Below are 22434 nucleotides of genomic sequence, written 5' to 3' on the forward strand. Positions count from 1 at the left end.
ATCCTGATCCTTCCCAATCTGACCCGTCTGGTCAGTTGATCCCCCACTGTCCCCGCAACTGCGCAGACGCCGTAGCGCGCTCAGCGCAGTGCGGGTATCCACCACGCCAGCAGCAGTGGAATCAGCACGAAGGCCAGCAGTGTCGAGCACAGCACCAGACTGGCGACCTGCTCAGCTGAACGGCCTGCGCGCACCGCGAACAGGTAATTGAACACCGCCACTGGCATCGACGACTGCAGCACCAATACGGCGTGCGCCAACTGCTGCAAGCCGATTGCCCAGCCGATGATCCAGCCCAGCGCCGCGCCACAAAGAATGCGCAGCAACCCCAGCACCAGGCCGTTACCCAGGTGCTGCACACGGATACTGGCCAGTGACACACCCAGCGTGATCAACATCAGCGGGATGGTCATACCGCCCAACAGGTCGACGGTATTGGCCAGCCAGCGCGGCAATTCAACATCGAGAAACAGCACTGGCATCACCAGCGCCAGGCTGATCATGATCGGGTTGAGCAACAGTCCCTTGACTGAAGCCGCGGCCCCGGAGAGCAGCATGCCGATACTGAAATGCCCCACCGACAACACCAGGAAAAATGCCACTGCCAATGCCAGGCCAGGCTCACCGAAGGCGAACAGGGCCATGGGCAGGCCCATGTTGCCCGAGTTCGGGAACAGGTAGGCCGGTACCAGCACTTTCCAGTCCAGGCCGAACAGGCGACTCAGCAGCCAGCCGACCAGCCCCATGCATGAGGTCACCAGCACGCAGGCCAGGGCCATCTGCGAGAAGGCCCCCACATCCAGTTCGGCTCGGCTCAGGGTAGACAGCACCAGGCAAGGCGTACCGACATTTAGCACCAGGCGCGCGATGAAATCAGTGGGGTACTGGTGACCGCTGCGCACCCAGCCGTAGCCGATGCCTGCCGCAATCAGTACCGGAGCCAGAACGGCGAACAACTCGGCTAACATCTACTACCCCCGTCACGTCGAGCGAGGCATCCTAGACTGCACAAAAGGCTCGGGCAATGATGCCGGGTCCTATCAATCCGCTCTGGGGTCTGCCATGCGCCTGATTCTCCTGCTCACCAGCCTGTTCGCTCTGCTCACTGCCCATGCCGGTGAAATCGATCAGGCCGCCGCCATCTCCGCCTTGCAGCGCAGCGACAGCCTGCTGATCGACGTGCGTAGCGCCGAAGAGTTCGCAGAAGGTGCACTGCCCGGCGCCATCCGTATCGGCCATGAAGATATCGCCGCACAGATCGCCAGTGTCGCCCCGGACAAAGATCGCCCCCTGGTGCTCTACTGCCGCAGCGGTCGCCGCTCCGCCATCGCCCAGCAAAGCCTCGAGGAAATGGGCTATAGCCAGGTGATCAATGCCGGTGCCTATGACGAACTACGACCACTGCTGGAGCATCGCGAATGAGAGCTGCCCTGCTGCTGACTTTGGTCATCCTGAGCGGCGTGGCGCAGGCGGCCGAGTTCGAGGTGCAACTCAACGATGGCCGACGCGCCTGGAGCAGCAGCGAACTGCTCGTGCACCCGCAAGCGCGCGATATCGAGATCATCGATGACGTCAGCTACAAGCGCACCATGCACTACAGCGCCGTGCCGGTCAGTGCGCTGCTGGAGGGTATCGAGCCCGGCGACCATCTCCAGGCCGTGGCGCTCGACGGTTTTGCCGCAGAACTGCCAGCCTCGATTCTGTTGGCCAGGGAAGGAGCAAAAGCCTGGCTGGCCATCGAAGATCCCGAGCATCCCTGGCCGCCGCTGGCACAGGGCAAACCCAGCGCAGGACCTTTCTACCTGGTCTGGACCGATCCTTCTGCCAGCCAGATCGGCCCCGAGCAGTGGCCCTTTCAGGTCGCCCGGATTCGTCAGCTGGCCGCTGTCGAACAGCGCTTCCCTGCCCTGCTCCCGGCGACGGATGCCAATGCTGAGGTGCAGGCCGGTTTCGCCGTCTACCAGAAGAACTGCATGGCCTGTCATCGCCTCAATGGCGCGGGTGATTCCGAGTTCGGCCCGGACCTGAACATTCCGCACAACCCGACCGAATATTTCACAGGCGATTTTCTACAGCGCTACATCCGCGACCCACAGAGCTTGCGGCGCTGGCCGCAGGGGCGTATGCCCGGCTTCAGCGAGCAGGTACTGCCACCTGCCGAACTGCAGCGCTTGATCGCCTACCTGCGGCACATGGCCCAGCGCAAGAGCGACACGAGCCCGTAGAACGATTTGGGAAGGGTGCGCCGTGCGCACCGGGATTTTGGCGGGGTAAACCGAGGTGCGCATGGCGCGCCCCACGAAAGGCCGTCAGTCTGGGGCGCGCGGCGCCCCTATGTCACGAGCGCCTATTGGCGCATCACTGCTGACGCACCTGCAGCAGTGGCGCCACCTGCACCTGCGCATGCATTTGCTCGCAACCGCCACCGCGGCGCATGCCACGTACCGGGCAGGCATCGAGGTAATCCAGGCCGACTGCCAGCTTCAGATGTCGCTCCGGGCGCGCCAGGCAGTTGGTCACGTCGAAGCTGTACCAGGCATCGCCGACCCAGGCCTCGGCCCAGGCGTGGCTGGCCAGGTGCTCGGCATCGTCGGTATAGAGGTAGCCCGACACATAGCGCGCCGGCACGCCCAGGCTGCGCGCGCAGGCGAGGAAGGCATGAGTGTGATCCTGGCAGACGCCACGACGACCGGCAAAGGCCTCGACGGCACTGGTGTCCACCTCGGTGATGCCTGGCTGGTAGGCGATATGGGCATTGAGCGCATGCATCAGGTCGATCAAGCCGTTGCGATCCGTACGTGCCTTGCTCTGCTGCGCGGCGAACTCGCGGATGGCGTCGTCGGCCTGGGTCAGGCGGGTGAAGCGCAAGAACGGCAGCGCTGACTGGCGCTCGTGCTCGGCCTCGCAGGTTTCGTCGATCTCCACCTGGCCGCGGGCGCCGATGACGATGGACTCGTGCGGCTCGTCCAGGGTCAGCACGTGCAGAATGTTGCCGTAGGGGTCGAGCTGAGCGTGCACCGGGCGCGGCAGATCAAGCTGCCAGCTGAGTACCTGCTGGCGCTCGCTGTCATGCGGGGTCAGGCGCAGGTACTGGATACTCGCGCGTACCTGGTCATCGTAGCGGTAGGTGGTGTCATGACTGATCGAGAGTCTCATGCGACCTCCAGGTAGGACGTATGGATGGTATTGCCTAGCTGGCGCACCAGCAGAATGAAGTCGGTGAGCCAGGCATGCAGGCCTTCGTCGAGCACTTCGTCGATGCTGGTATAGCGCAGTCGCGCATCCAGTTCGGCGGCCAGGCGTTGTGCCGGGCGACCGTTCTCACCCGGCAGACCGGCGAGCATCAGATTCAGTTCTTCCATGCAGGCACGCAGCGAGCGCGGTACCTCGGGGCGCAACAGCAGCAGCTCGGCGACCTTGCGCGTACGCGGCGATCCTCGATAGATCTCGGCGAAGGCCTCGAACGAGGACAGCGCGCGCAGCAAGGCACTCCATTGGTAATAGCTACGCGCCGTACGCTCTTCCAGCTCGTCGATTTCCTCGCCGAGCATTTCGTAGCGCGCATCGAGCAGGCGCAGGGTGTTGTCAGCGCGCTCGATGAAGGTGCCCAGGCGGATGAAGCGATAGGCCTCGCCGCGCATGATGGTGCCAAAGGTGGCGCCACGGAACAGGTGTGAACGCTCCTTCACCCATTCGCAGAAACGGCTGATGCCGTAGCGCCCCAGGCCCTGCTCGGCGATACCGCGCATCTCCAGCCAGGTGGCGTTGATGTTCTCCCACATGTCGGCAGTGATCCGCCCGCGCACGGCATGGGCATTGCTGCGCGCGGCCTGCAGGCAGCAGTAGATGCTGCCGGGGTTGCTCGCATCGAGGGCGAAGAAATGCAGCATGCGCTCGGCGTGCAGCGGGCCGTGGCGCTCCAGGTAGTCGTCCAGGGTGCCGGTGATCAGCAGCGGCATGGCCAGTTCATCGAGGCCATCGCCCCGGCCGTCCTGCGGCATCAGCGAAAGCGAATAGCTGACGTCGAGCATGCGCGCCAAGTTCTCCGCACGTTCCAGGTAGCGCGACATCCAGTACAGATCGGAGGCAGTTCTCGAAAGCATGGTCAGTCCTCCACCACCCAGGTGTCCTTGGTCCCGCCGCCTTGCGACGAATTGACCACCAGCGAGCCTTCGCGCAGTGCCACACGCGTCAGACCGCCAGGCACCAGGCGGGTTTCGCGACCGGTCAGAACGAACGGGCGCAGATCGATATGGCGTGGTGCGATGCCGCGCTCGACGAAGGTCGGGCAGGTCGACAGGCACAGCGTCGGCTGAGCGATATAGGCCTCCGGTTTGGCCATCAACTGCGCGCGGAAGTTCTCGATCTCGGCCTTGCTCGCCGCCGGGCCGACCAGCATGCCGTAGCCGCCGGAGCCCTGGGTTTCCTTGACCACCAGCTCGGACAGATTGGCCAACACGTGGGACAGTTCTTCCGGTTTGCGACACTGCCAGGTTGGCACGTTCTTGAGGATCGGCTCCTCGTCCAGATAGAAGCGGATCATGTCACCGACGTAGGGGTAGACCGACTTGTCGTCGGCCACGCCAGTGCCGATGGCGTTGGCCAGCACCACGTTGCGCGAACGATAGGCCGACAACAGCCCAGCGACACCGAGCATCGAGTCGGGGTTGAAAGCCAATGGATCGAGGAAGGCGTCGTCAAGGCGGCGATAGATCACGTCCACCTGGCGCGCACCGGCGGTGGTGCGCATGTAGACCTTGTCGTCACGGACGAACAGGTCAGCGCCCTCCACCAATTCCACGCCCATCTCGCGGGCAAGGAAGGCGTGTTCGAAGTAGGCGCTGTTGAAGCGGCCCGGCGTCAGTACCACCACCGTGGGGTTGTCCAGCGGGCTGGAACTCTTCAGCGCATCGAGCAGCAGGTTCGGGTAGTGGTCCACCGGCGCCACGCGCTGAGCGGCGAACAGCTCAGGGAACAGGCGCATCATCATCTTGCGGTCTTCGAGCATGTAGCTCACGCCGCTGGGCGTGCGCAGGTTGTCTTCCAGTACGTAGTAGCTGCCGTCGCCGTCACGTACCAGGTCGACCCCGGCAATGTGCGCGTAGATGTCGCGGTGCAGGTCGAGGCCCTTCATGGCCATCTGGTAGCCCTCATTGGCCAGCACCTGCTCGGCCGGGATGATCCCCGCCTTGATGATGCGCTGGTCGTGGTAGAGGTCGGCGAGGAACAGGTTGAGTGCCTGCACACGCTGGATGCAGCCGCGTTCGACGATACGCCATTCGCTGGCGGGGATGGAGCGGGGAATGATGTCGAAGGGGATCAGCCGCTCGGTGCCCTGATCATCTCCGTAGAGGGTGAAGGTGATACCGGCGCGGTGGAACAATAGGTCGGCTTCTCGTCGGCGCTGAGCCAGCAGATCGTCCGGCGTCTCTGCCAACCAGCGGGCAAATTCGCGGTAATGCGGGCGGACAGCACCGCTCGCGTCGTACATCTCGTCATAAAAGGTGCGGGCCATGCCGTACTCCTTGTCACCCGGACTTGCAGCATCCTCTGCAAGGCCCGAGCCAGTGAAATTAATCCTTTAATTTCAAATAGATACCAACAAAACCCAAACAGAAAGCACCGAAATGGTGCGGCGCGATGTTTCTGTCATGAGACGCCGCCCCATTGCGTGGCACAGCAAAAATTCACTGGCCATCGCAGCGCGCGGTGAAGGTAAAAAGCTTGCAGCCCCGCCCTGCAGTGGCCCCGGACACTTAGCTGTCACATTGCGTGACCGACTGGTCAAGCGCAACCGCTTTTGTACCGACTACACGACGAACAAGTGTCGGAATGAACGTGCGTAGCCGGATGAAATCCGGGGCAGAACGGCGTGATCTTTCCCGGATTGCATCAGCTACGGGCTCGCTGAGCAGACGCCAGCAACAGCTCATCACGACTCACAAATATGCCCCCCTTGCGAGTGCTGCTTGTTGTAGGAGCCCGCTTGCGGGCGATCCATGTATCCGTGGCCTGATCGCCGGCAAGCCGGCTCCTACAAATATCGTCCGATTGCGACTCACGACCTGTAAACCTGTCCGCTGAACAGGCAGCACCCTACGGATATGACCCGCGATCAAACACCCGCTCCACGCTCCATCAAATGACTCATCGCCGCCTTCAGCTTCATCGGTCGCACCGGCTTGTGCAGCAGGCTATGGCCCAGCTCGCGCATCTGCTGCTTGAGCTCGTTGCTGTAGTTGGCGGTGATCATCAGCGCCGGTAGCGGCGTGCTGCGTCGGGCGTTGATCTGCGCCACCGCGTCGACGCCATTGCGCTCGTCGTCGAGGTGATAGTCGGCGATCAGCAGGTCGGCCTCGGCGTGGTAGTTGTCCACCTGGCGCGCCAGGTCTTCTTCACTCAGGGCGGTAACCACCCGACAGCCCCAGCCTTCGAGCAGGGTGCGCATGCCGGCGCAGATCGCCGCATCGTTATCCAGCACCCAGACCCGCGCGCCGCTGAGGCGTTCGAGCAACAGATCCGGGCTGTCCTGCACGGCACGCACGCGCGGCGCGCGGCGGGTCAGCGGCACCTCGACGGCAAACATCGAGCCCCTGCCCTGCTGCGATGCCACACGAATACGGTGCCCAAGCATGCCCGCAATTTTCTCGACGATCGCCAGGCCCAGGCCGAGGCCGCGATCCTGCTTGCGCTGCACGTTGTCGCCGCGCTTGAACTCCTGGAATACCTCCAGCAGCTTGTCCTGGGCGATACCGATACCGGTGTCCCAGACCTCGATGGACAGGCTGTTGCCGCGCCGCCGGCAGCCCAGCAGGATGCGCCCGCTGGCGGTGTAGCGAATGGCGTTGCTGAGGAAGTTGCGCAGGATCCGCGCCAGCAACTGCACGTCGCTGCGCACCAGGGCCGAGCTGGGCAGGTAATCCAGACGCAGGCCTTCGCTGCGGGCGATCTGGTGATACTCGGCGGCCAGGTTCTCCAGCAGCTCGCTGACGGCGAATGGCGCAATATCAGGCTTGATCACCCCGGCATCGAGCTTGGAAATGTCCACCAGCGTGCCGAGCAGGCTCTCGACGTCTTCCAGCGAGTTGCTGACGTTGCGCACCAGCGGCGCGCAGCCACTCAGGTCGTTCTTCTCCAGCAAGGCGCTGGTAAACAGCCGCGCCGCATTGAGCGGCTGCAGCAGGTCGTGGCTGACCGCGGCGAGGAACTTGGTCTTGGACAGGTTGGCCTGCTCGGCTTCGCCCTTGGCCTCACGCAGGCGCGCCTCCATCTGCGTGCGCTCGTCGATCTCGCGGCGCAACTGGTCGTTCACCGTGGTCAGCTCGGCAGTGCGCTCGCGCACGCGCTGTTCCAGGTGTTGATAAGCCTGGTGTAGCGCTTCGGCCGTGCGGCGACGCTCGGTGATATCGCGGATCAGCACGAAGATGCCGACCACCTCGCCACTGGCCTGACGGTTGGGCACATAGGAACGCAGCATGTAGCGTTCCTGGCCGTTGTGGTTGGTTTCGGCGAATTCGAAGGTCACGCTCTCGCCGGACAGCGCCAGTTCGACGTAGGGCTCCAGGCGCTGGCAATGCTCCTCGCTGTGTACTTCGCGCAGGCTCTGGCCGAGCATGGCGCCGCGCGGCCAGCAATACCATTCCTCGTAGACCTTGTTGGTGAATTCGTAGACCAGGTCGGCCGACAGGTAGGCGATCAGCGCCGGCACGTGGTCGGTGATCAGGCGAATCCAGCGCTCGCTGTCACTCAGCGCCTGAGCCTGGCGATGGCGCTCGGTGATATCGGTGAAGGTGTTGACGAAGCCGCCGGTGGGCAGCGGATGAGTACGCACTTCCAGCATGCGTCCGTTGAACAGACGCACCTCCACCTGGCGCAGCGGTTTGCCGGCGGCGTCGCGGCTGTCCGGGGTCAGCGGCTCAAGTTCGCTTTCCGCCATCACTTCGGCGAACGGCCGATGGGCGTTGATCGGCGCCAGGCCGCAGAGTTCGAGGAAACGGTGGTTCCACAACTCCAGTGCACCCTCGGCGTTGACCATGGCCATGCCCTGGGACAGGTTGTCGACCGCGCGCTGCAGCAGGCGCGACTTCTGCGCCAGGGCCTGCTCGCGGCGCAACGCCTCGCTCTGCTTCACCTCGGTGATGTCGGCGTAAAGGATCACCAGCCCGCCCTCCCGGGTCGGCCGCTCACTGACCTGCACCCAGCGCCCGTCCTGCAGGCGGAACAGGCTCGGCTCGCCCTCCTTGCCCAACTGCGCTTCCACCACCAGACCAGTGCTGCGGCTCAGCCGGCGAATCTCCTCCAACCGCGTACCGGTGCCGATACGCGCGCGGCTGCGCGACCACAGCGCCTTGAAGCGGCTGTTGAATAGCACGATGCGCTGTCGATCATCGAACAGCACGAAGGCGTCGGAGATGCTCTCGATGGCGTCGATCAAATGCTGGTGCGCGGTCTCGGCGCGCAGCCGCGCATCGCTGAGTAACTGGTTGCTCGACTTCAACTCGGCCATCGCCTGGTTCAGCGCGTCGGTGCGCTCGCGCACCTGCTCGGACAGCACCACCGAGTGCTGGAAGGCCGCGTAGGCGTCATCGCCACGGGAATGGATCGACTCGACCCGCTCAATCAACGCGGAGTTGATTCGCCTGAGCTTGGCGTTCTCCTGCTCCAGCGCCGCACAGCGTGCCTGCAGCTCAGCGCTCGGCACGCCCAACAGGTCGGCCAATTGCGACGCCGGTGAAGGTCTGGTTGATGTGCATGCCATTGAACTGCTCTCCGTAGGTGTTGAAGCCGATCACCCGCTGCTGGCGCAGCAGTGTAGCGACCGACTCGACGCCGCCATCGTTCTCGATCTCCAGGCGGCGCAGGAAGCAGTCGCAGCCGATGGTCAGCAGCAGCGGACCGAGGCGCTGCTCCAGCCCGGCGAACAGTTGCTGCAGATTGGGCAGCAAGGGGCCGGGATGCATGGCGGTGAGGACGATGCCGTTCTCCACCGCGCAGTAGAAGGTCAGGCTGAGGTCGTCGTGCACCTGCTGGATCGAGCGCACGTAGTAGTGATCGCTGATGCGCACCGCCAGCGGATAAGCAGCGAACGCCCGCAGATCCAGCGCCTCGACCGGCACACCGATCAGCTCGGCATATTCCTGCGCGGCCGGTGCGGCATTGAGTTCGTACACCCGGCGCGTGGCGCTGTCGGCGCGGGTCACCACCAGCTTTTCCGCGCTGGGTTGGATGTGGTGGGTGCTGAACACCTCGAACTCCAGCCAGGTATTGAACAGCACCACGACCGCTGCACCGCTGTGGAAGCGGCCGCCGTGATAAACGTGGGTATGGGTCAGGTGGTTATCGTCCCCGGCCGAGCCGCCGAAGTGCGGGATGCTGCCCAGCGCCGCACTGAGCGCGCCGAGCACCAGTTCTTCGCGGCTGGACAAGCCGTCGAGCAGGGTCAGGGCGAAGCTGTGGCCCTTGATCGAGGCCAGCTCGTTGCTGCGGCAATCCTTGACCAGGCCATCGACCAGATGCTGCGCATCGAGCAGATTGAAGCGTTCCATCTCGTCGATCAGCACGCTGGCGATGGAGAAACAGCGCAGGTCGAAGCCCAGCGCCACCACGCAGCCACGGCCATAGCCCTGCGGGGTGATCTCACCGGCGCTGGTGCAGCCGACCAGGCTGACGCCGCCGAAATGGGCCTCCAGCGCCTGGCCCAGACCGTCGAGATCGTATTCGGCCGAGCAGAAGAACAGCACGAAACCGAGATAGGGGTGGATCAGCTGGCGTGCCAGTTCCTGGGCGGCCAACTCCACATCCTTCGTGCTGGAGACGGCGCTGAGCACCCCCTCCGACTGTTCCAAGGCCATATCACACCCCAATGCACCTGCTGATCATGGCGAAATTCTACGAAGCCGGTGCTGCCCGCCCCATGCTACTTGAGTACTGGGTAGTCGATCCGTAGGGCGTACTCGCGAAGCAGTACGCGACGCACGCCGCCACCCCGCTCACGCCATACATGGGCAATTCAATATGTAGGGCGGGTGCAACCCGCCAGTGGGCAACGGCGGGTTGCACCCGCCCTACAAACTGCTGCGCCGTGCGCACCAGTGTTCTTACAGGGCCGGCCAGAACATCAGGTTCAGCACGAACATTCCGGCGTAAAAGCCGATCTCCAGGGTTTCCGTCCACGGCTGGATGCGCTTGATCGCGCCATGCACATGCACCAGCACCATCAGCAGGGCCACCGCGGCCAGCACCTCGAAGGTGGTGTGCAGCGCTTCACCGGTCAGCGCGGCGCGCAGCATCAGCGCTTCGACGATGAGGATGAAGGCGCCCAGACAGCGCCCGAAATACACCGCCAGGTCGATGTCCTGCGGAATGCGCCAACGCATCAGGCGCGCCCAGGCCAGCGGCACGAGGAAGATGGGCAGCGCAAAGACCAGCGTAGTGCTGATCGCCAGTACCAGCAGATAGGTTTGAGCCGATTCGCTCCAGAGTCCGATCATTGAATTCTTCCTTTCGATCCCTGAGAGTCTGTTCACGATCTGGCGAGCTAGAGCGATACAACACCGATGGCGGCCCCGCAAAAACAAGCGAGGAGCGGCCGAGGTCGCGGGCGACTGTACTTTTGCACATGAGCATTCCGACCGGGCTGGCGATCCAGCTTGTTTTTAACGCAGTAGCGCCGACGCGCAGCAGATCGTGAACAGGCTCGAAAAGAACGGGAGGCCCTTGGGCCTCCCGTCGTCCGCAAGCCGTATGGCTTACCAGCTGAGCACCGCACCGACGGCGAAGGTGTCGGTGTCCTCGTTCAGACCGCTGCCGGCGGCGGCATCGATCTGGTACTGGTTGTACTCGGCGACCAGCTTGAGGTTGTCGTTGATGGTGCGGAAATAGGCGATGCCACGGGTCTCGTAGTCCGCCGCCACACCCAGGCCGTTGCCGTCGTCCTCGGTCTTGCCGTAGGACAGCGCCACGCGGTTCTTGCCCCAGGTGTAGGAGCCCTGCAGCAGATAGCCGTCGCTGTCGATGTCACGCAGGGTCGGCTCACCCAGGTTGTTGGTGAAGAAGGGGTTGATGCCCTTGGCCTGGAATCCCGAGCCGGTCAGAGACAGGCCGCCGAACTTGGCCTGCACGCCATAGCCGAGGCCCTTGGAGGTGACCTTGTCGACGCTGTCGTCGGTGTTCTCGGAGGTCTGGTAGGCGCCGTTGACCCAGGTGTAGATGGTCGAGCCGCCAAGATCGAACTGGTAGCTGACTTCCGATTCGAAGCGCGGATTTTCCTGGTAGGCCTTGCCGGTGGCGCTGTCGTCGTTGGTGTCGACCGGGTCCATGATGCCCACGGCCACACGCAGGCCTTCGGCCAGGTTGTTGTTGCGGTAGGTGATCTGCGAGGTCGGGAACGGGTACGGGTAGCCAGTGCCGATGTTGCCGAACGAAACGCCGTTGCCGTCCACCAGGCCGAGGGTGTCGGAGACGTTGCCGTAACCGGCCAGCAGCTCGTCGAGGAAGATGTTGGAGCGCGAGAACAGACCGAAGTCCTTACCCACCAGCACCTCGCCCCATTCCGGGCTGGAAACGGTGCCGTAGAACTGGCGCACATCGATGGCGGTGTCGGTGCCGTTGGTTTCGCTGTCGTTGATGGTGACCCAGAAGGACGAGCGACCGGTCAGCTTGAGCCCGTCGATCTGCTTGCCGAAGTTGAAGCCGATCCAGTTGGGCAGAAAGCCCATCTTCACCCGCGACTGGCGACGGTCGAATTGCTCGCCGTCACGATCCACGTCGCTGTTGACGTAGAAGGCGTTGATATAACCGTCGGTGGAGAAAGTGGTGTCGTCCTTGTCGTACAGGACGATCTCGGCGGCGGCCTGCTGCGCGGTCGCCAGAGCGACGGCGGTGGCCAGGGTCAGGGGCAGAAGTCGAGTGATGGCGATCTTGTTGTTGTGCATAACGCTCTCCGCTTGAGTGGCGACCGCCAGGGCAGTCGTGTCGGAGGCGATTATCGAAAGCGGGTCCGGCGGGCCATACGCTGCCTTGGCAGCGATTCGCTGCTGCTTTGGCCGGGCGCTACCGTCGCGCTTCCGCCGACTCGCGACCGACCTGCTACCGGTAGCGGGAGAAAGGTATTAGTACCGGGCCAGCCCTAGGGCGTAGACATGCGCCAGTAACGAGCGGCGCAGCTGCACAAGGCTTCGCCCCGGGTCGGGGCTCCTACACAAGCACCAGACACTGCCTCACCCTGTAGGAGCCGCGCCCCGCGGCGAATCGAAAGAACGACGCAAAGCCAGAGTCTTGCACCGGACCGGGGCTCCTGCAGAAAAAGGGCGTTGGAAATTCGCGCGCAGTCGCGCAAGGAGCGCTGAAGAGAACGCAGCCTAGGCCGGCGACGGCGCTCCGCTGGCGAGCACGCGCCAGTCGCGGGCGCTTAGCAACTGCTCATGAGCCTGGAGCAGATCGTTTTTGGTCAGGGCTGTCAGCGCCAGCTGCACCCGCTGCAGATGCGCCTCGGGCAAGCCCGCCAGATGCAGTTGCCAAAGCTGCTCGGCACGCGCCAGGTTGGCCTTGGCCGGACTCAGCGCCGGCAGCAAGGCATCGCGATAACGTGACACAGTCTCGTCGTCCAGCTGGGCGAGCGACTGCCGCTGCTCGTCCAGAAAAGCGCGGATATGCTCGAAGATCCCGGCCGCTCCGCAAACCGGTGACTGCAGGGCAAACAACAACCCCCGGCAGCCCTCGACCTGACGGAAACCGGCGAACAGCGCGTAACCCAGTTGCAGCTCACCACGCAGGCGCTGATAGAAACGCCCCTGCAGCACCTGGCCAAGCAGACGCCAGGCAGCCTCGGTGCAGGCATCGCCGGCAGGCAAGGGACAAAACAGCAACAACGCGGCATCCGTACCCGGCTGCGCAACCTGCTGCCAGTCGATCCCGGTCGCGATACGGGGCATTGGCGGCAGATCCGCAAGCGCCTCGACCGCTACGCACAGCTCGGCCAGTTGTGCCTGTTCGCACACCCCAAGCCCAACACTCAGCCCTTCCAGCCGCGAGGTCTTGGGCAGCTCGCAGAGCTGCGGCAAACGCTGCAACAGCGCCCGCAACAACATGCCCTGGGAAGCGGGCTCGACTGGTTCATCCAGCGTGGCCAACAGCAGCGGTAGCAGCAAAGCACTGAAGGTCGGCAATAGTGGTGCCGGCCCGCGCAATGAAAGGCTCCAGCCAGCAACTTGTACGCTCAGCTGGCAGGCAATGCCAAGCCGCTCACCGCGCCAGCGCAGATCGGCGCTGCGCGCCAGCAATCCCGCTTCGATGGCCGCAGCGTCGCCCGCCGCCGCACAAGGGCCTCGCCAGTAAAGCGCAGCCGGCCCGCCCTCGACCTGCCCCGGATGATGTCGTAGCGCGGCCAATGGCAAAACGGCCGATGCCACGGCAGCGCCGGCCAGTAACAGATCATCGCCAGGCAGCCGCCACGGGTGGTTCGGAATTGGAGTTGGTGATGGCATCGGCAAAGCCTGCAATGGCAAATCCAATCCGATTGCCGGCCACAGCGGCTGCGCCTGCTCGCCGCACTGCAGTTCGATCAGCCCCTCACCACGAGCCAGACAAACCAGCAAGGCATTCAGATCGCGCAAGGTGTGGCTATCGTCCTGAGCAGGCGACTGTAGCTCCCTGGCCGCCGCCAACGGGCTTAGCCCAAGCAACCTGAGCGCTGCTGCCTGCTGTTGGTGCAACAGCCGCAATGACCAATCTGCATCGCCCTGCAACTGCTCGGCCCAACTCTGCACGGCATCGCGCAACGCGGCGCCCTGCTCCGCGGTGGCGCCAGGAAAGTCCAGGCGCAGCAGACACTGCCCTCCGTCCTGATACAGCACCCGCGCCTGCAACTGCCGGCACAGCTGCAATTCACGCAAGCCGTCGAGCAAGCCGCCGGGCGCAGGGTCCTGCAAAGCGTCCAGCACCAGATCCAACGACGCATTCAGGTGATGGGTGTCGAGCTGCACGGCAACGCCCAAGTGCACACCTGAGCGACTGTGCTGCAGGCGCAGGCACGGCGCTCGCAGCGGCAGCAGGTCCAGCGGCGGAGCGGAACAGGCGTCGCCCTCGCCTGCGGGTAACGCTCCAAGCAGCGCCTCGGCAATATCCAGCAACTGCTCGGCCGGTTGTGGCCCGACCAGAGTCAGCCTCATATGCCGAGCCTGGTAGTGGTGCTGATGATGATCACGCAGCGCTCGCTGAAATTCCGCCGACTCCACAGCCAGCGTGCTGCGATCACCGGCCAGGAACGCGCTGCAGCGATGCCCGGCGGCGAGCGCCTGACCCAGAGCATGATCGATGCGACTGTCGGCATCCTGGCTGCGCGCCTGATATTCGGCGTGCAACACCTCGCGCTCGCGCAGCTGCGCGTCGAGCGCCAGCAACGGCTGGCCAAGCATATCCAGCAGACGCGTCAGCGCCGGCTGCAGCAGCTCGGACGGCACCTCACAGACGAAATCGGTGTGCCGCGCCTGGGTCGAGGCATTGACCAGCCCGCCATGGCGCTGGACGAAGGCCATCAAACCCTGATCGACCGGGTAATCGCGACTGCCGAGAAACAGCAGATGTTCGAGAAAGTGCGCCAGGCCCGGATAGGCTGGCGGCTCGTCATGACTGCCGGCGGCCACACGCAGGCACACCCCAACCTGCTGCGCCCAAAGCTGCTGCTGCGCTCGCAGCTCGGCGCCATTGGCCAGTCGCCGGGTAACGGGAGCTTGATCAGACATCGATGGTTCTCTGGGCAGCTTGCCGCCAAGCGTGCCCCCTTGCACCACGGTCCGGCAATGCTGCTTTTGGCCTAGACAAGCCGACACATTGGTACAAAAGCCCTCCTATGGCCGGCAACAAAAGCCCGTCCCGCGCGGGCTTGCTGTTAGAATACGCAGCCTTTTTCAGTCCGTCACAGCGCCCCATGTCCCAGGATTCCAACCGCCTCGCCCTGTCCCGCCGCTTCTCCGTCGCCCCGATGATGGACTGGACGGACCGTCACTGCCGGTTCTTTCTCCGCCAGCTGTCGCGTCATGCCCTGCTCTACACCGAGATGGTCACCACCGGCGCGCTGATCCATGGCGACCGCGAACGTTTCCTGCGTTACAGCGAGTGCGAACATCCGATTGCCCTGCAGTTGGGCGGCAGCAACCCGCAGGACCTGGCGACCTGCGCGAAGATGGCCGAAGAGCATGGCTATGACGAAGTGAACCTGAACGTTGGTTGCCCCAGCGATCGGGTGCAGAACAACATGATCGGCGCCTGCCTGATGGGCCATCCGGCGCTGGTAGCCGACTGCGTCAAGGCCATGCAGGACGCCGTGAACATCCCGGTGACGGTCAAGCACCGCATCGGCATCAATGGCCGTGACAGTTACGCCGAGCTGTGCGATTTCGTCGGCCAGGTGCGTGATGCCGGTTGCCGCAGCTTCACCGTGCATGCGCGTATCGCCATCCTCGAAGGCCTGTCGCCAAAGGAAAACCGCGAGATCCCGCCGCTGCGTTACGACGTGGCTGCCCAACTCAAGCAGGACTTCCCCGACCTGGAGATCATCCTCAACGGCGGCATCAAGACCCTTGAGGAATGCGAGCAGCACCTGCAGACCTTCGACGGCGTGATGCTCGGCCGCGAGGCCTATCACAATCCCTATCTGCTGGCGCAGGTGGACAGTCGCCTGTTCGGCGCCGCGGACGCGGGCATTACCCGCATGGACGCCCTGCTCGCACTCAAACCCTACGTCGAACAGCATCTGCGCGAGGGCGGCACCCTGCATCACGTCAGCCGTCACGTGCTGGGCCTGGCTCAAGGCTTCCCAGGTGCGCGGCGCTTCCGCCAGTTGCTGTCGGTGGACATTCACAAGGTGCAAGACCCGCTGGCGCTGCTCGATCAGGCAGCCGAACTGCTACGCGGTCATTGATCCGGCGCGCTCAGACGATAGCGGCTACGCCCCGTCGTCTGCACCAGGCCATTCTCCTCCTGCTGCGCAGCACCTGGCGCACGCTGACCAGCGACAGCGGTTCGCCGGCCTCACTCAATTGCTGGTGGAGTGCGCGCGCGGATATTTCCTGCTCGTCATTGGCGCTGCACAGCGCCTCCACCACCTTGAGCCGGGGCATGCTGAGGCGCAGCCCGGCGGCCTGCAGCCACTCACGGCACTGACGCGTATCCAGGCCTGCGGAAACTGAACGAGAAAGCAGGGTTTGGGTCGACATGTTCGGGCTCCTTGGCAGCTCGTCTAAAGTCGGACTCCACCGACTTCGGTACGTTCTCACGTACCGTCATTACTAAAGACGAACGAGCCAGCGAAAAGCGCAGCCCGAAAAGGTAAATTTTGTCAGTGACCCGACCGTTGAGCGCTTGCAGCGCCTCGGGTAAGGTCATGCCATCTGCAACGACAAGGCCTCGTCATGACCTCCAAGCTGGAACAACTCAAGCAGTTCACTACCGTAGTCGCTGACACCGGTGACCTCGACGCCATCGCCCGCCTGCAACCGGTGGATGCCACCACCAACCCCTCGCTGCTGCTCAAGGCGGCGGCCCTACCCCGCTATGCCGATCTGTTGAATCAGGCAGTGAGTGCCGGCAAGGGAGACCTGGGATTGGCCTGCGATCACTTCGCGGTGGCCGTCGGCCAGGAGATCCTCAAGGTCATTCCGGGGCGCATTTCCACCGAAGTCGATGCGCGCCTGTCGTTCGACACCGACGCGACCCTGCGCCGCGCCGAGCGCCTGATCGGCCTTTACGAAAAAGCGGGTATTGGCCGCGATCGCGTACTGATCAAGATAGCTTCGACCTGGGAAGGCATCCGCGCCGCCGAGCAGTTGGAAAAAGCCGGCGTGCAGACCAACCTGACGCTGCTGTTCGCCTTCGCCCAGGCACAGGCCTGCGCCGATGCCGGCATATTCCTCATCTCGCCGTTCGTGGGGCGCATCTACGATTGGTACAAGAAGGCCGAGGGCCGTGATTTCGTAGGCAACGATGATCCTGGCGTGCAATCGGTCACGCGCATCTACGACTACTACAAGGCAAACGGCTACGACACCGTGGTGATGGGGGCAAGCTTCCGCAATCTTGGTCAGATCGAAGCGTTGGCTGGTTGCGACCGCCTGACCATCAGCCCCGACCTGCTGCAGAAACTGGCTGAGGACGATGGCCAACTGAGTCGCCAGCTCGCCCTGGGTGCTAACGGCGAACCTCGCCAGAGCCTCGATGAAGGCGGCTTCCGCTGGGCGCTGAACGAAGACGCCATGGCCACCGAGAAACTGGCCGAAGGCATCCGCCTGTTCGCCCGCGATCAGGAGAAACTCGAAGCCCTGCTGGCCGCCAAGGCCTGAATGACAAAGGGGGCGTCAGCTTGGCTGACGCCCCTTTTCATCGCGAGTTAGAAAGTAGAGCGCGTTGTGCGCACCAACGACTTTCTCGGCAGATATCGGTGCGCGCAGCGCACCCTACGGAAAACAATCGATCAGTGCCGCTCGAGCGCGCTGACCAAATCGTGAAAGGCCTCGCGGTTGGAGTCGTTGAGCCCCATCAGAATGCGGTGCGCTTCCAGCACCTTGGCCTTCACCACCTCTTCGGACTGATCCTGCGAAGGCAGATCATCCAGACAATCCGGGCAGGGAATCGGCCGATCGACGATGTTGAACACCTGATCGAAACCCATGGACTCCAGCAAACGGGTGATGTCGTCGTGAGTGGTGACAACGGTCGGCAACAGGCCCACCTTCTGCCGCGACAGAATGGACAATTTCGCCAGCAAACCGAGAGTCGTGCTGTCGATACTGCGCGTTTCAGTCAAGTCGATGACGATGGCCGAAAAATTCAACGCGGTGAAAATCTTTTCAATCGTGGCATCCAGAGCTGAACACAGCGTCAGACGGACTTCACCGACAAACTTCAGGACGAAGGTTCCATCCTGCTCGGCGAATTGGATGCGACCGGGGCTTATCCCAGGATTCATGCAAGGTTCCTGCTCAACACCAGCAAGGCGATATCATCCGGCATCTCGCCCAGATTGGCCAGACCGAGAACTTGACGCAAACCGCCCAGCGTACCGCCAGCCTGGCTAACCAGTTGTGGCAGCGCCAATTCCTTCTCTTTCAGCGTGTCGCCGGGCAACAGGTCGAGAATGCCGTCGGAGAGCAGGGTCAGGCTGAAAGACTCAGGCAACTGCATCACCAGATCGCCGTATTCGGCTTCTTCGAAAAGGCCGACCGGCAGACCGCGGCCTTCCAAGTAACGCGCCTGACCATTCTCGAACAGCACCGGCAATGGTAGATGCCCGCCGATGCTGTAGGTGAGCATGCCGCTCTCCTCGTCGATCACGCCGCCGAGCATGGTCACGTGTTTGCCCAGCTTACAGTTGATCAGGCCGCGGTTGATGTGACCGAGCACATCCGAGGGCTTGAACTGCGGCAGCGTACCGCCACGCCGCCACTCGTAGAGCAGGCGCGTGGTCATGAACTTGAGCAGCACGGTGACGAATGCCGAGGACGCCCCATGGCCGGAGACATCGGCCAGGTAGAACGCGATGCGGCGCTCGTCGATACGGAAGTAATCGACGAAGTCACCGGACAGGTACAGCGACGGAATGATCAGGTGCGCGAAGTTCAGGCCATCGGCCTGCCAGGGCGTCACTGGCAGCATGTTCATCTGTACCTGACGGCCGGCGTTCTGGTCCTCCTGCAATAGATGCAGGCTGGCCTGGAGCTCACGATTGGTCGCCTCCAGCTTCTCGCGATAGAGCTGGTTCTCGACGCGCAGACGCGCACGATCCAGCGCGCGACGCACCGAGTGCTCCAGCACCGCCAGGTCTTCGAGAGGTTTGATCAGGTAGTCGGCAGCGCCGAGACGCAGGGCTTCGACGGCATCGTTCATCACGCCGGCACCGGAAACGACGATCACCGGTACCTCGACACCCAGCGCGTTGATACGTCGAATCAGTTCAAGACCGTCGACCTGCGGCATGCGCAGGTCGCAGATCATCAGGTCGGGGCCTTCCTGCTGGAACACTTCCAGCCCCTGCAAACCGTTGTTGGCCTGCAACACCTTGAAGCCGCTGTCCTCGAGGTAGGCCGCGAGGCTTGCACGTACGACATCGTCGTCGTCGATGATCAGCAGAGTGGCACTGGTTTTGTGCATGGGGTATCCAGGCAAACTGCGCCAGGGCAATTTTGGTCACTGCCCATGGCGCGGCGCCGCATCTATGGCGCCAGGGCGATTTCAAGGGGCAGACGGTACTCCCATCTGCCGGCCGATTCAAGCCGGAACCGGTCGTCGTTCGGCGGCTTTACAGGTCAAATCGACGAGGGTTATAAGAGCCGCGGGAGAGCTCATAAGAAGACGAGGACAGGGTCCATGAGTCAGAATGATCGAGCGTACAGCGAGAAACGCGACTACATCCGCATGCGACTGGAAGCTGCAGTCGTCCTCCATCACGCTGGCCGGGAAATCCCTGCACTGTGCCTGGATCTTTCCAGTACCGGCATACAAATCGAGGCTGAAGCGGCCCTGAGCATGGGCGACAAGGTCAAGGTCCACATCCCTTCAGAGCACAGCGAGCTCGCCGGCCTCGACGCCCAGGCCGAAGTGGTTCGGATCAGCGATCTGGGCGACGGTCGTCAATCGCTGGGCTTGGCAATCATATCCATGAGCTGAAATCTGCATTTACGAAAAAGGCGGATCTAGAGCCGCCTTTTTTGCATCTATCAGGACTTAGAAGTCGTCTTCAACCTGCCCATCTTTCACCTTGAACTCACGGCTCTGCAGGTAGGCGTTGCGGATGAAGATGTACTTGTCGCCGCTGACCAGTCGCTCGGCCTGCAGCAGATTGGCACGGGTGTCGACCACCTGTACGCCACGAGTGACGTTGCGGGTCGGCACATGGTCGATGTACGGATAGGGGGTCAGGAAGCTATCCGGTACACGCCCGGCAGCGTCGCGCACGGTGCTTGGGCCAAGAAACGGGATGACCAGATACGGGCCGCTTTCCAAACCCCAGACACCCAGGGTCTGACCGAAATCTTCGTTGCTCTTCTGCAGGCCCATGTGCTTGGCCACGTCGAAGAAGCCCAGCACACCGAAGGTGGTGTTGAAGATCAGGCGACCGGTATCGACGCCGGCGTTGTGCAACTTGCCCTGCAGCAGGTTGTTGGCCAGGTTGCCAACGTCGCCGATATTGCCGAAGACGTTGTGCACGCCATCTTCGAGAAACTGCGGCGTGACAGCCCGGTAACCCTGGGCGATCGGCTTCAGCGCATAGGTGTCGACGGTATCGTTGAAGCGGAAGATGGGGCGATTGAAACTCTCCCAAGGATCTTCTTCCGAAGCGGCCTGACTCATCGCAGGCAGCAGGCTCAGGCCGACGAGGGCCATCAGGCCACACAGGCGCGCGATCCAGCGAGCACCGATCACATGCATTTAAATCTCTCCTTGAGGAAAACAATGTGGCCACCGCCAGCGGGCCGAATGCCGCGTAGTATAAAGCCTGGAGCCCTGATTGGGCAGCATAGCGAAGAAAAGCCATGACCGACGAAACCTTGCTGCACACGGCACACATCCCCGTACGCTGGGGCGATATGGACAGCTACGGGCACGTCAACAACATCATCTACATGCAGTACCTGGAAGAAGCCCGTGTCGCCTGGTTCGAGCTGGCCGGCGTAGCCATGAGCAACGTGCCGTTCGGTCCGGTGGTGCTGCAGACCCAGCACACCTACCTGAAACCGGTGATCCACCCCGCCACCGTGGTGGTGGAACTGCGGGCTGGCGCGGTGGGACGCAGCAGCCTGGTGATCGCACACCGGCTGACCACCGCCGAAGACCCGCTCACGGTCTATGGTGAGGGTTACTGCAAGCTGGTGTGGATCGATCATGAAAGCGGCAGGTCGGTGGCCCTGCCGAAGCATGTACGCGGCCTGTTCAACGTCACCTAGCAGCTTGTTGAAATTCGCCCACGCCCTGTCTGGTTTTGCGGCGTGTGGTTTACGATATCGGCTCCAATCTGCCGGAGCCCTCGATTTCCATGCGTGGAGCCGATATCACCCAGGTGTCCCTGTTCACTGTCGCCAAGCTCGATGACTTCGTGCCGGTGAATCATCCCCTGCGCGCTATCCGCAAGCTGGCCAACACCGCTCTGCAACGGATGAGTGCCCTGTTCGACACCTTGTATGCCGACACCGGCCGCACCTCGATTGCCCCGGAGAAGCTGATGCGGGCGCAATTGCTGCAGCTGCTCTACTCGCTGCGCAGCGAGCGCATGCTCATGGAGCAACTGGGCTACAACCTGCTTTTTCGCTGGTTCGTCGGCCTGGCCATTGACGACCCGGTGTGGGATCACTCGGTGTTCTCGAAGAACCGTGACCGCCTCAATGCTCACCGTGGCCGCCGAGTTTCTGAGCGAAGTGGTGCGCCTGGCCGAGAAGCAGGGACTGATGTCGGATGAGCACTTCTCGGTCGACGGCACCCTGCTGCAGGCGTGGGCCTCACAGAAGAGCTTCCGCCCCAAGGACGACTCTCCGGATGACCAGGAGCCCGGGCCGCGCAATGCCCAGCCGGACTTCAAAGGGCAGAAACGCAGCAACGACACCCACGCCTCGACCAGCGATCCGGATGCCCGGCTATACCGCAAGAGCCACAACACCGGCGCGCAGCTGAGCTACATGGGGCATGTGCTGATGGAGCATCGCAGCGGCCTGGTGCGCAGTGCCCATGTCAGTTTGGCCGGCGGCCGTAGCGAACGTGAAGCCGCACTGGCGAAGCGGCCTTCCGTTATCGCCTGCTGGGCGCGGTGCAGCGACTCCAGGGCATAGGCATCCTGCTCCTCACGACTGAAGCGATACTGCTGCGCACAATCCTCGGCGAAGGTGCCCATCAGCCGGCCGCGCTCGAAGGCGTCCTCCAGGCCGTCGAGGAACATGTGGTCGGGCACCTGACCATGGCCCATGCGATAACCACCACGGGCACGCGTCAGCAGATACGGCGCGTTGGACATGCTCTCCATGCCGCCGGCCACCAGCACTTCGCTGCTACCGGCCAGCAACTGGTCATGGCCGAGCATCAGCGCCTGCATGCCGGAGCCACACATCTTGTTCAGCGTGGTGCACTGCACCGCCTGGCTCAACCCTGCGCCCAACGCCGCCTGGCGCGCCGGTGCCTGGCCCTGGCCGGCCTGCAACACGCAGCCCATCAGCACCGTGTCCACCGCCTCGGCCGCAAGCCCGGCGCGCTCCGGGTCGAGCGGATGGCGGCGGCGCCCAGTTCGGCGGCGCCTAGGGTCTGTCGCCGAGAAAACCACCCATGGGGTGCGGGCGGCGCTGACGATGACAATGGGATCGAGTTGCTGATTCATGAGTTTCACCTTCAATTGCGTACCCCGGATGCACTCCGGGAAATTTCTGCTGGGGCGCCCCGAATGAAATCCTGGCCCCCTCT

The 22434-nt window shown here is 63.2% G+C and carries 20 protein-coding genes and 1 pseudogene; 7 read left to right on the forward strand and 14 right to left on the reverse strand.

Annotation, left to right across the window (positions count from 1 at the left end; translation table 11 throughout):
• Nucleotides 1-80: 80 nt before the first annotated feature.
• Entirely contained in the window at nucleotides 81-968 is an 888-nt protein-coding gene (locus tag N5J71_RS11160) for an AEC family transporter (protein WP_084340763.1), read from the reverse strand.
• A 94-nt stretch (nucleotides 969-1062) separates the two neighbouring features.
• Between N5J71_RS11160 and N5J71_RS11165 the strand changes: the two genes are divergently transcribed.
• On the forward strand, nucleotides 1063-1422 hold the full coding sequence (locus tag N5J71_RS11165; RefSeq protein ID WP_084340762.1) for a rhodanese-like domain-containing protein: 360 nt from the start codon (nucleotides 1063-1065) through the stop codon (nucleotides 1420-1422).
• On the forward strand, nucleotides 1419-2225 hold the full coding sequence (locus N5J71_RS11170) for a c-type cytochrome (RefSeq protein WP_084340761.1): 807 nt from the start codon (nucleotides 1419-1421) through the stop codon (nucleotides 2223-2225). Before N5J71_RS11165 ends, N5J71_RS11170 begins: the two co-directional genes overlap by 4 nt.
• 133 nt (nucleotides 2226-2358) lie before the next feature.
• Here N5J71_RS11170 and N5J71_RS11175 read toward each other — a convergent pair whose 3' ends face one another.
• The 8 genes from N5J71_RS11175 to pqqF form a co-directional block, all read right to left on the reverse strand.
• The gene (locus N5J71_RS11175) at nucleotides 2359-3156 is read right to left on the reverse strand and encodes a transglutaminase family protein (RefSeq protein WP_003461372.1); all 798 of its coding nucleotides are present in this window, start codon (nucleotides 3154-3156) and stop codon (nucleotides 2359-2361) included.
• A complete protein-coding gene (locus N5J71_RS11180; protein WP_003461371.1) occupies nucleotides 3153-4103 on the reverse strand; it encodes an alpha-E domain-containing protein in 951 nt (316 codons plus the stop codon). The genes N5J71_RS11175 and N5J71_RS11180 overlap by 4 nt, the downstream gene beginning before the upstream one ends.
• 2 nt (nucleotides 4104-4105) lie before the next feature.
• Nucleotides 4106-5515, reverse strand: a complete 1410-nt coding sequence (locus N5J71_RS11185; protein ID WP_128578494.1) for a circularly permuted type 2 ATP-grasp protein — start codon at nucleotides 5513-5515, stop codon at nucleotides 4106-4108.
• Nucleotides 5516-6115: 600 nt separating this feature from the next.
• A complete protein-coding gene (gene nahK / locus N5J71_RS11190) occupies nucleotides 6116-8758 on the reverse strand; it encodes a hybrid sensor histidine kinase/response regulator NahK/ErcS' (RefSeq protein WP_279916856.1) in 2643 nt (880 codons plus the stop codon).
• Complete coding sequence (gene nosP, locus N5J71_RS11195; RefSeq protein ID WP_183894487.1) at nucleotides 8688-9851, reverse strand: nitric oxide-sensing protein NosP; 1164 nt, start codon at nucleotides 9849-9851, stop codon at nucleotides 8688-8690. The genes nahK and nosP overlap by 71 nt, the downstream gene beginning before the upstream one ends.
• Before the next feature lie 246 nt (nucleotides 9852-10097).
• Nucleotides 10098-10490 (reverse strand): hypothetical protein, encoded by a 393-nt coding sequence (locus tag N5J71_RS11200; RefSeq protein ID WP_074856001.1) that lies wholly within the window; start codon nucleotides 10488-10490, stop codon nucleotides 10098-10100.
• 258 nt (nucleotides 10491-10748) lie between these two features.
• The gene (locus N5J71_RS11205) at nucleotides 10749-11933 is read right to left on the reverse strand and encodes a porin (protein ID WP_074855999.1); all 1185 of its coding nucleotides are present in this window, start codon (nucleotides 11931-11933) and stop codon (nucleotides 10749-10751) included.
• A gap of 426 nt (nucleotides 11934-12359) precedes the next feature.
• Nucleotides 12360-14741 (reverse strand): pyrroloquinoline quinone biosynthesis protein PqqF, encoded by a 2382-nt coding sequence (gene pqqF, locus N5J71_RS11210; protein WP_279916857.1) that lies wholly within the window; start codon nucleotides 14739-14741, stop codon nucleotides 12360-12362.
• A gap of 185 nt (nucleotides 14742-14926) precedes the next feature.
• On the opposite strand from pqqF, the gene dusA reads away from it, so the two are divergent.
• Entirely contained in the window at nucleotides 14927-15919 is a 993-nt protein-coding gene (dusA, locus tag N5J71_RS11215) for a tRNA dihydrouridine(20/20a) synthase DusA (RefSeq protein WP_074856068.1), read from the forward strand.
• A gap of 10 nt (nucleotides 15920-15929) precedes the next feature.
• Here dusA and N5J71_RS11220 read toward each other — a convergent pair whose 3' ends face one another.
• A complete protein-coding gene (locus N5J71_RS11220) occupies nucleotides 15930-16214 on the reverse strand; it encodes a hypothetical protein (protein ID WP_003461360.1) in 285 nt (94 codons plus the stop codon).
• A gap of 195 nt (nucleotides 16215-16409) precedes the next feature.
• Between N5J71_RS11220 and tal the strand changes: the two genes are divergently transcribed.
• Complete coding sequence (gene tal, locus N5J71_RS11225; protein WP_003461359.1) at nucleotides 16410-17336, forward strand: transaldolase; 927 nt, start codon at nucleotides 16410-16412, stop codon at nucleotides 17334-17336.
• A 131-nt stretch (nucleotides 17337-17467) separates the two neighbouring features.
• Here the strand turns inward: tal and rssC are convergent, their stop codons facing one another.
• Nucleotides 17468-17950 carry an anti-sigma factor antagonist RssC gene (gene rssC, locus N5J71_RS11230; protein ID WP_026088796.1) on the reverse strand — a complete coding sequence of 161 codons (483 nt, stop codon included), beginning with the start codon at nucleotides 17948-17950 and terminating at the stop codon, nucleotides 17468-17470.
• Between the two features lie 8 nt (nucleotides 17951-17958).
• On the reverse strand, nucleotides 17959-19143 hold the full coding sequence (gene rssB / locus N5J71_RS11235; RefSeq protein WP_003461357.1) for a two-component system response regulator RssB: 1185 nt from the start codon (nucleotides 19141-19143) through the stop codon (nucleotides 17959-17961).
• A gap of 216 nt (nucleotides 19144-19359) precedes the next feature.
• Between rssB and N5J71_RS11240 the strand changes: the two genes are divergently transcribed.
• Nucleotides 19360-19659, forward strand: a complete 300-nt coding sequence (locus N5J71_RS11240; protein WP_003461356.1) for a PilZ domain-containing protein — start codon at nucleotides 19360-19362, stop codon at nucleotides 19657-19659.
• A gap of 57 nt (nucleotides 19660-19716) precedes the next feature.
• Here the strand turns inward: N5J71_RS11240 and N5J71_RS11245 are convergent, their stop codons facing one another.
• Nucleotides 19717-20421: an MlaA family lipoprotein gene (locus N5J71_RS11245; protein WP_116618540.1), complete on the reverse strand. Its 705-nt coding sequence runs from the start codon at nucleotides 20419-20421 to the stop codon at nucleotides 19717-19719.
• Between the two features lie 104 nt (nucleotides 20422-20525).
• On the opposite strand from N5J71_RS11245, the gene N5J71_RS11250 reads away from it, so the two are divergent.
• Nucleotides 20526-20936: an acyl-CoA thioesterase gene (locus N5J71_RS11250; RefSeq protein ID WP_084340754.1), complete on the forward strand. Its 411-nt coding sequence runs from the start codon at nucleotides 20526-20528 to the stop codon at nucleotides 20934-20936.
• 89 nt (nucleotides 20937-21025) lie between these two features.
• A pseudogene (locus tag N5J71_RS11255) lies at nucleotides 21026-21755 on the forward strand (IS5 family transposase); the annotation flags it as partial.
• On the opposite strand, the gene N5J71_RS11260 reads toward N5J71_RS11255, so the two are convergent.
• Nucleotides 21659-22351, reverse strand: coding sequence for a thiolase family protein (locus tag N5J71_RS11260; RefSeq protein ID WP_003461351.1), 693 nt, complete (start codon nucleotides 22349-22351; stop codon nucleotides 21659-21661). The pseudogene N5J71_RS11255 and the gene N5J71_RS11260 overlap by 97 nt on opposite strands.
• Between the last annotated feature and the right edge of the window lie 83 nt (nucleotides 22352-22434).

The organism is Ectopseudomonas oleovorans, assembly GCF_029845265.1.
Classification (GTDB): domain Bacteria; phylum Pseudomonadota; class Gammaproteobacteria; order Pseudomonadales; family Pseudomonadaceae; genus Aquipseudomonas; species Aquipseudomonas oleovorans.

Excerpts from the sequence above, each read along its gene's own strand:
- N5J71_RS11250 (WP_084340754.1), top strand. The coding sequence starts at position 20,526 with ATGACCGACGAAACCTTGCTGCACACGGCACACATCCCCGTACGCTGG.
- N5J71_RS11240 (WP_003461356.1), top strand. The coding sequence starts at position 19,360 with ATGAGTCAGAATGATCGAGCGTACAGCGAGAAACGCGACTACATCCGC.
- N5J71_RS11165 (WP_084340762.1), top strand. The coding sequence starts at position 1,063 with ATGCGCCTGATTCTCCTGCTCACCAGCCTGTTCGCTCTGCTCACTGCC.
- N5J71_RS11185 (WP_128578494.1), bottom strand. The coding sequence starts at position 5,515 with ATGGCCCGCACCTTTTATGACGAGATGTACGACGCGAGCGGTGCTGTC.
- N5J71_RS11160 (WP_084340763.1), bottom strand. The coding sequence starts at position 968 with ATGTTAGCCGAGTTGTTCGCCGTTCTGGCTCCGGTACTGATTGCGGCA.
- N5J71_RS11260 (WP_003461351.1), bottom strand. The coding sequence starts at position 22,351 with ATGAATCAGCAACTCGATCCCATTGTCATCGTCAGCGCCGCCCGCACC.
- nosP (WP_183894487.1), bottom strand. The coding sequence starts at position 9,851 with ATGGCCTTGGAACAGTCGGAGGGGGTGCTCAGCGCCGTCTCCAGCACG.
- dusA (WP_074856068.1), top strand. The coding sequence starts at position 14,927 with ATGTCCCAGGATTCCAACCGCCTCGCCCTGTCCCGCCGCTTCTCCGTC.
- nahK (WP_279916856.1), bottom strand. The coding sequence starts at position 8,758 with ATGGCATGCACATCAACCAGACCTTCACCGGCGTCGCAATTGGCCGAC.
- N5J71_RS11170 (WP_084340761.1), top strand. The coding sequence starts at position 1,419 with ATGAGAGCTGCCCTGCTGCTGACTTTGGTCATCCTGAGCGGCGTGGCG.
- pqqF (WP_279916857.1), bottom strand. The coding sequence starts at position 14,741 with ATGTCTGATCAAGCTCCCGTTACCCGGCGACTGGCCAATGGCGCCGAG.
- tal (WP_003461359.1), top strand. The coding sequence starts at position 16,410 with ATGACCTCCAAGCTGGAACAACTCAAGCAGTTCACTACCGTAGTCGCT.
- N5J71_RS11205 (WP_074855999.1), bottom strand. The coding sequence starts at position 11,933 with ATGCACAACAACAAGATCGCCATCACTCGACTTCTGCCCCTGACCCTG.
- rssB (WP_003461357.1), bottom strand. The coding sequence starts at position 19,143 with ATGCACAAAACCAGTGCCACTCTGCTGATCATCGACGACGACGATGTC.
- N5J71_RS11180 (WP_003461371.1), bottom strand. The coding sequence starts at position 4,103 with ATGCTTTCGAGAACTGCCTCCGATCTGTACTGGATGTCGCGCTACCTG.
- N5J71_RS11200 (WP_074856001.1), bottom strand. The coding sequence starts at position 10,490 with ATGATCGGACTCTGGAGCGAATCGGCTCAAACCTATCTGCTGGTACTG.
- N5J71_RS11245 (WP_116618540.1), bottom strand. The coding sequence starts at position 20,421 with ATGCATGTGATCGGTGCTCGCTGGATCGCGCGCCTGTGTGGCCTGATG.
- N5J71_RS11175 (WP_003461372.1), bottom strand. The coding sequence starts at position 3,156 with ATGAGACTCTCGATCAGTCATGACACCACCTACCGCTACGATGACCAG.
- N5J71_RS11220 (WP_003461360.1), bottom strand. The coding sequence starts at position 16,214 with ATGTCGACCCAAACCCTGCTTTCTCGTTCAGTTTCCGCAGGCCTGGAT.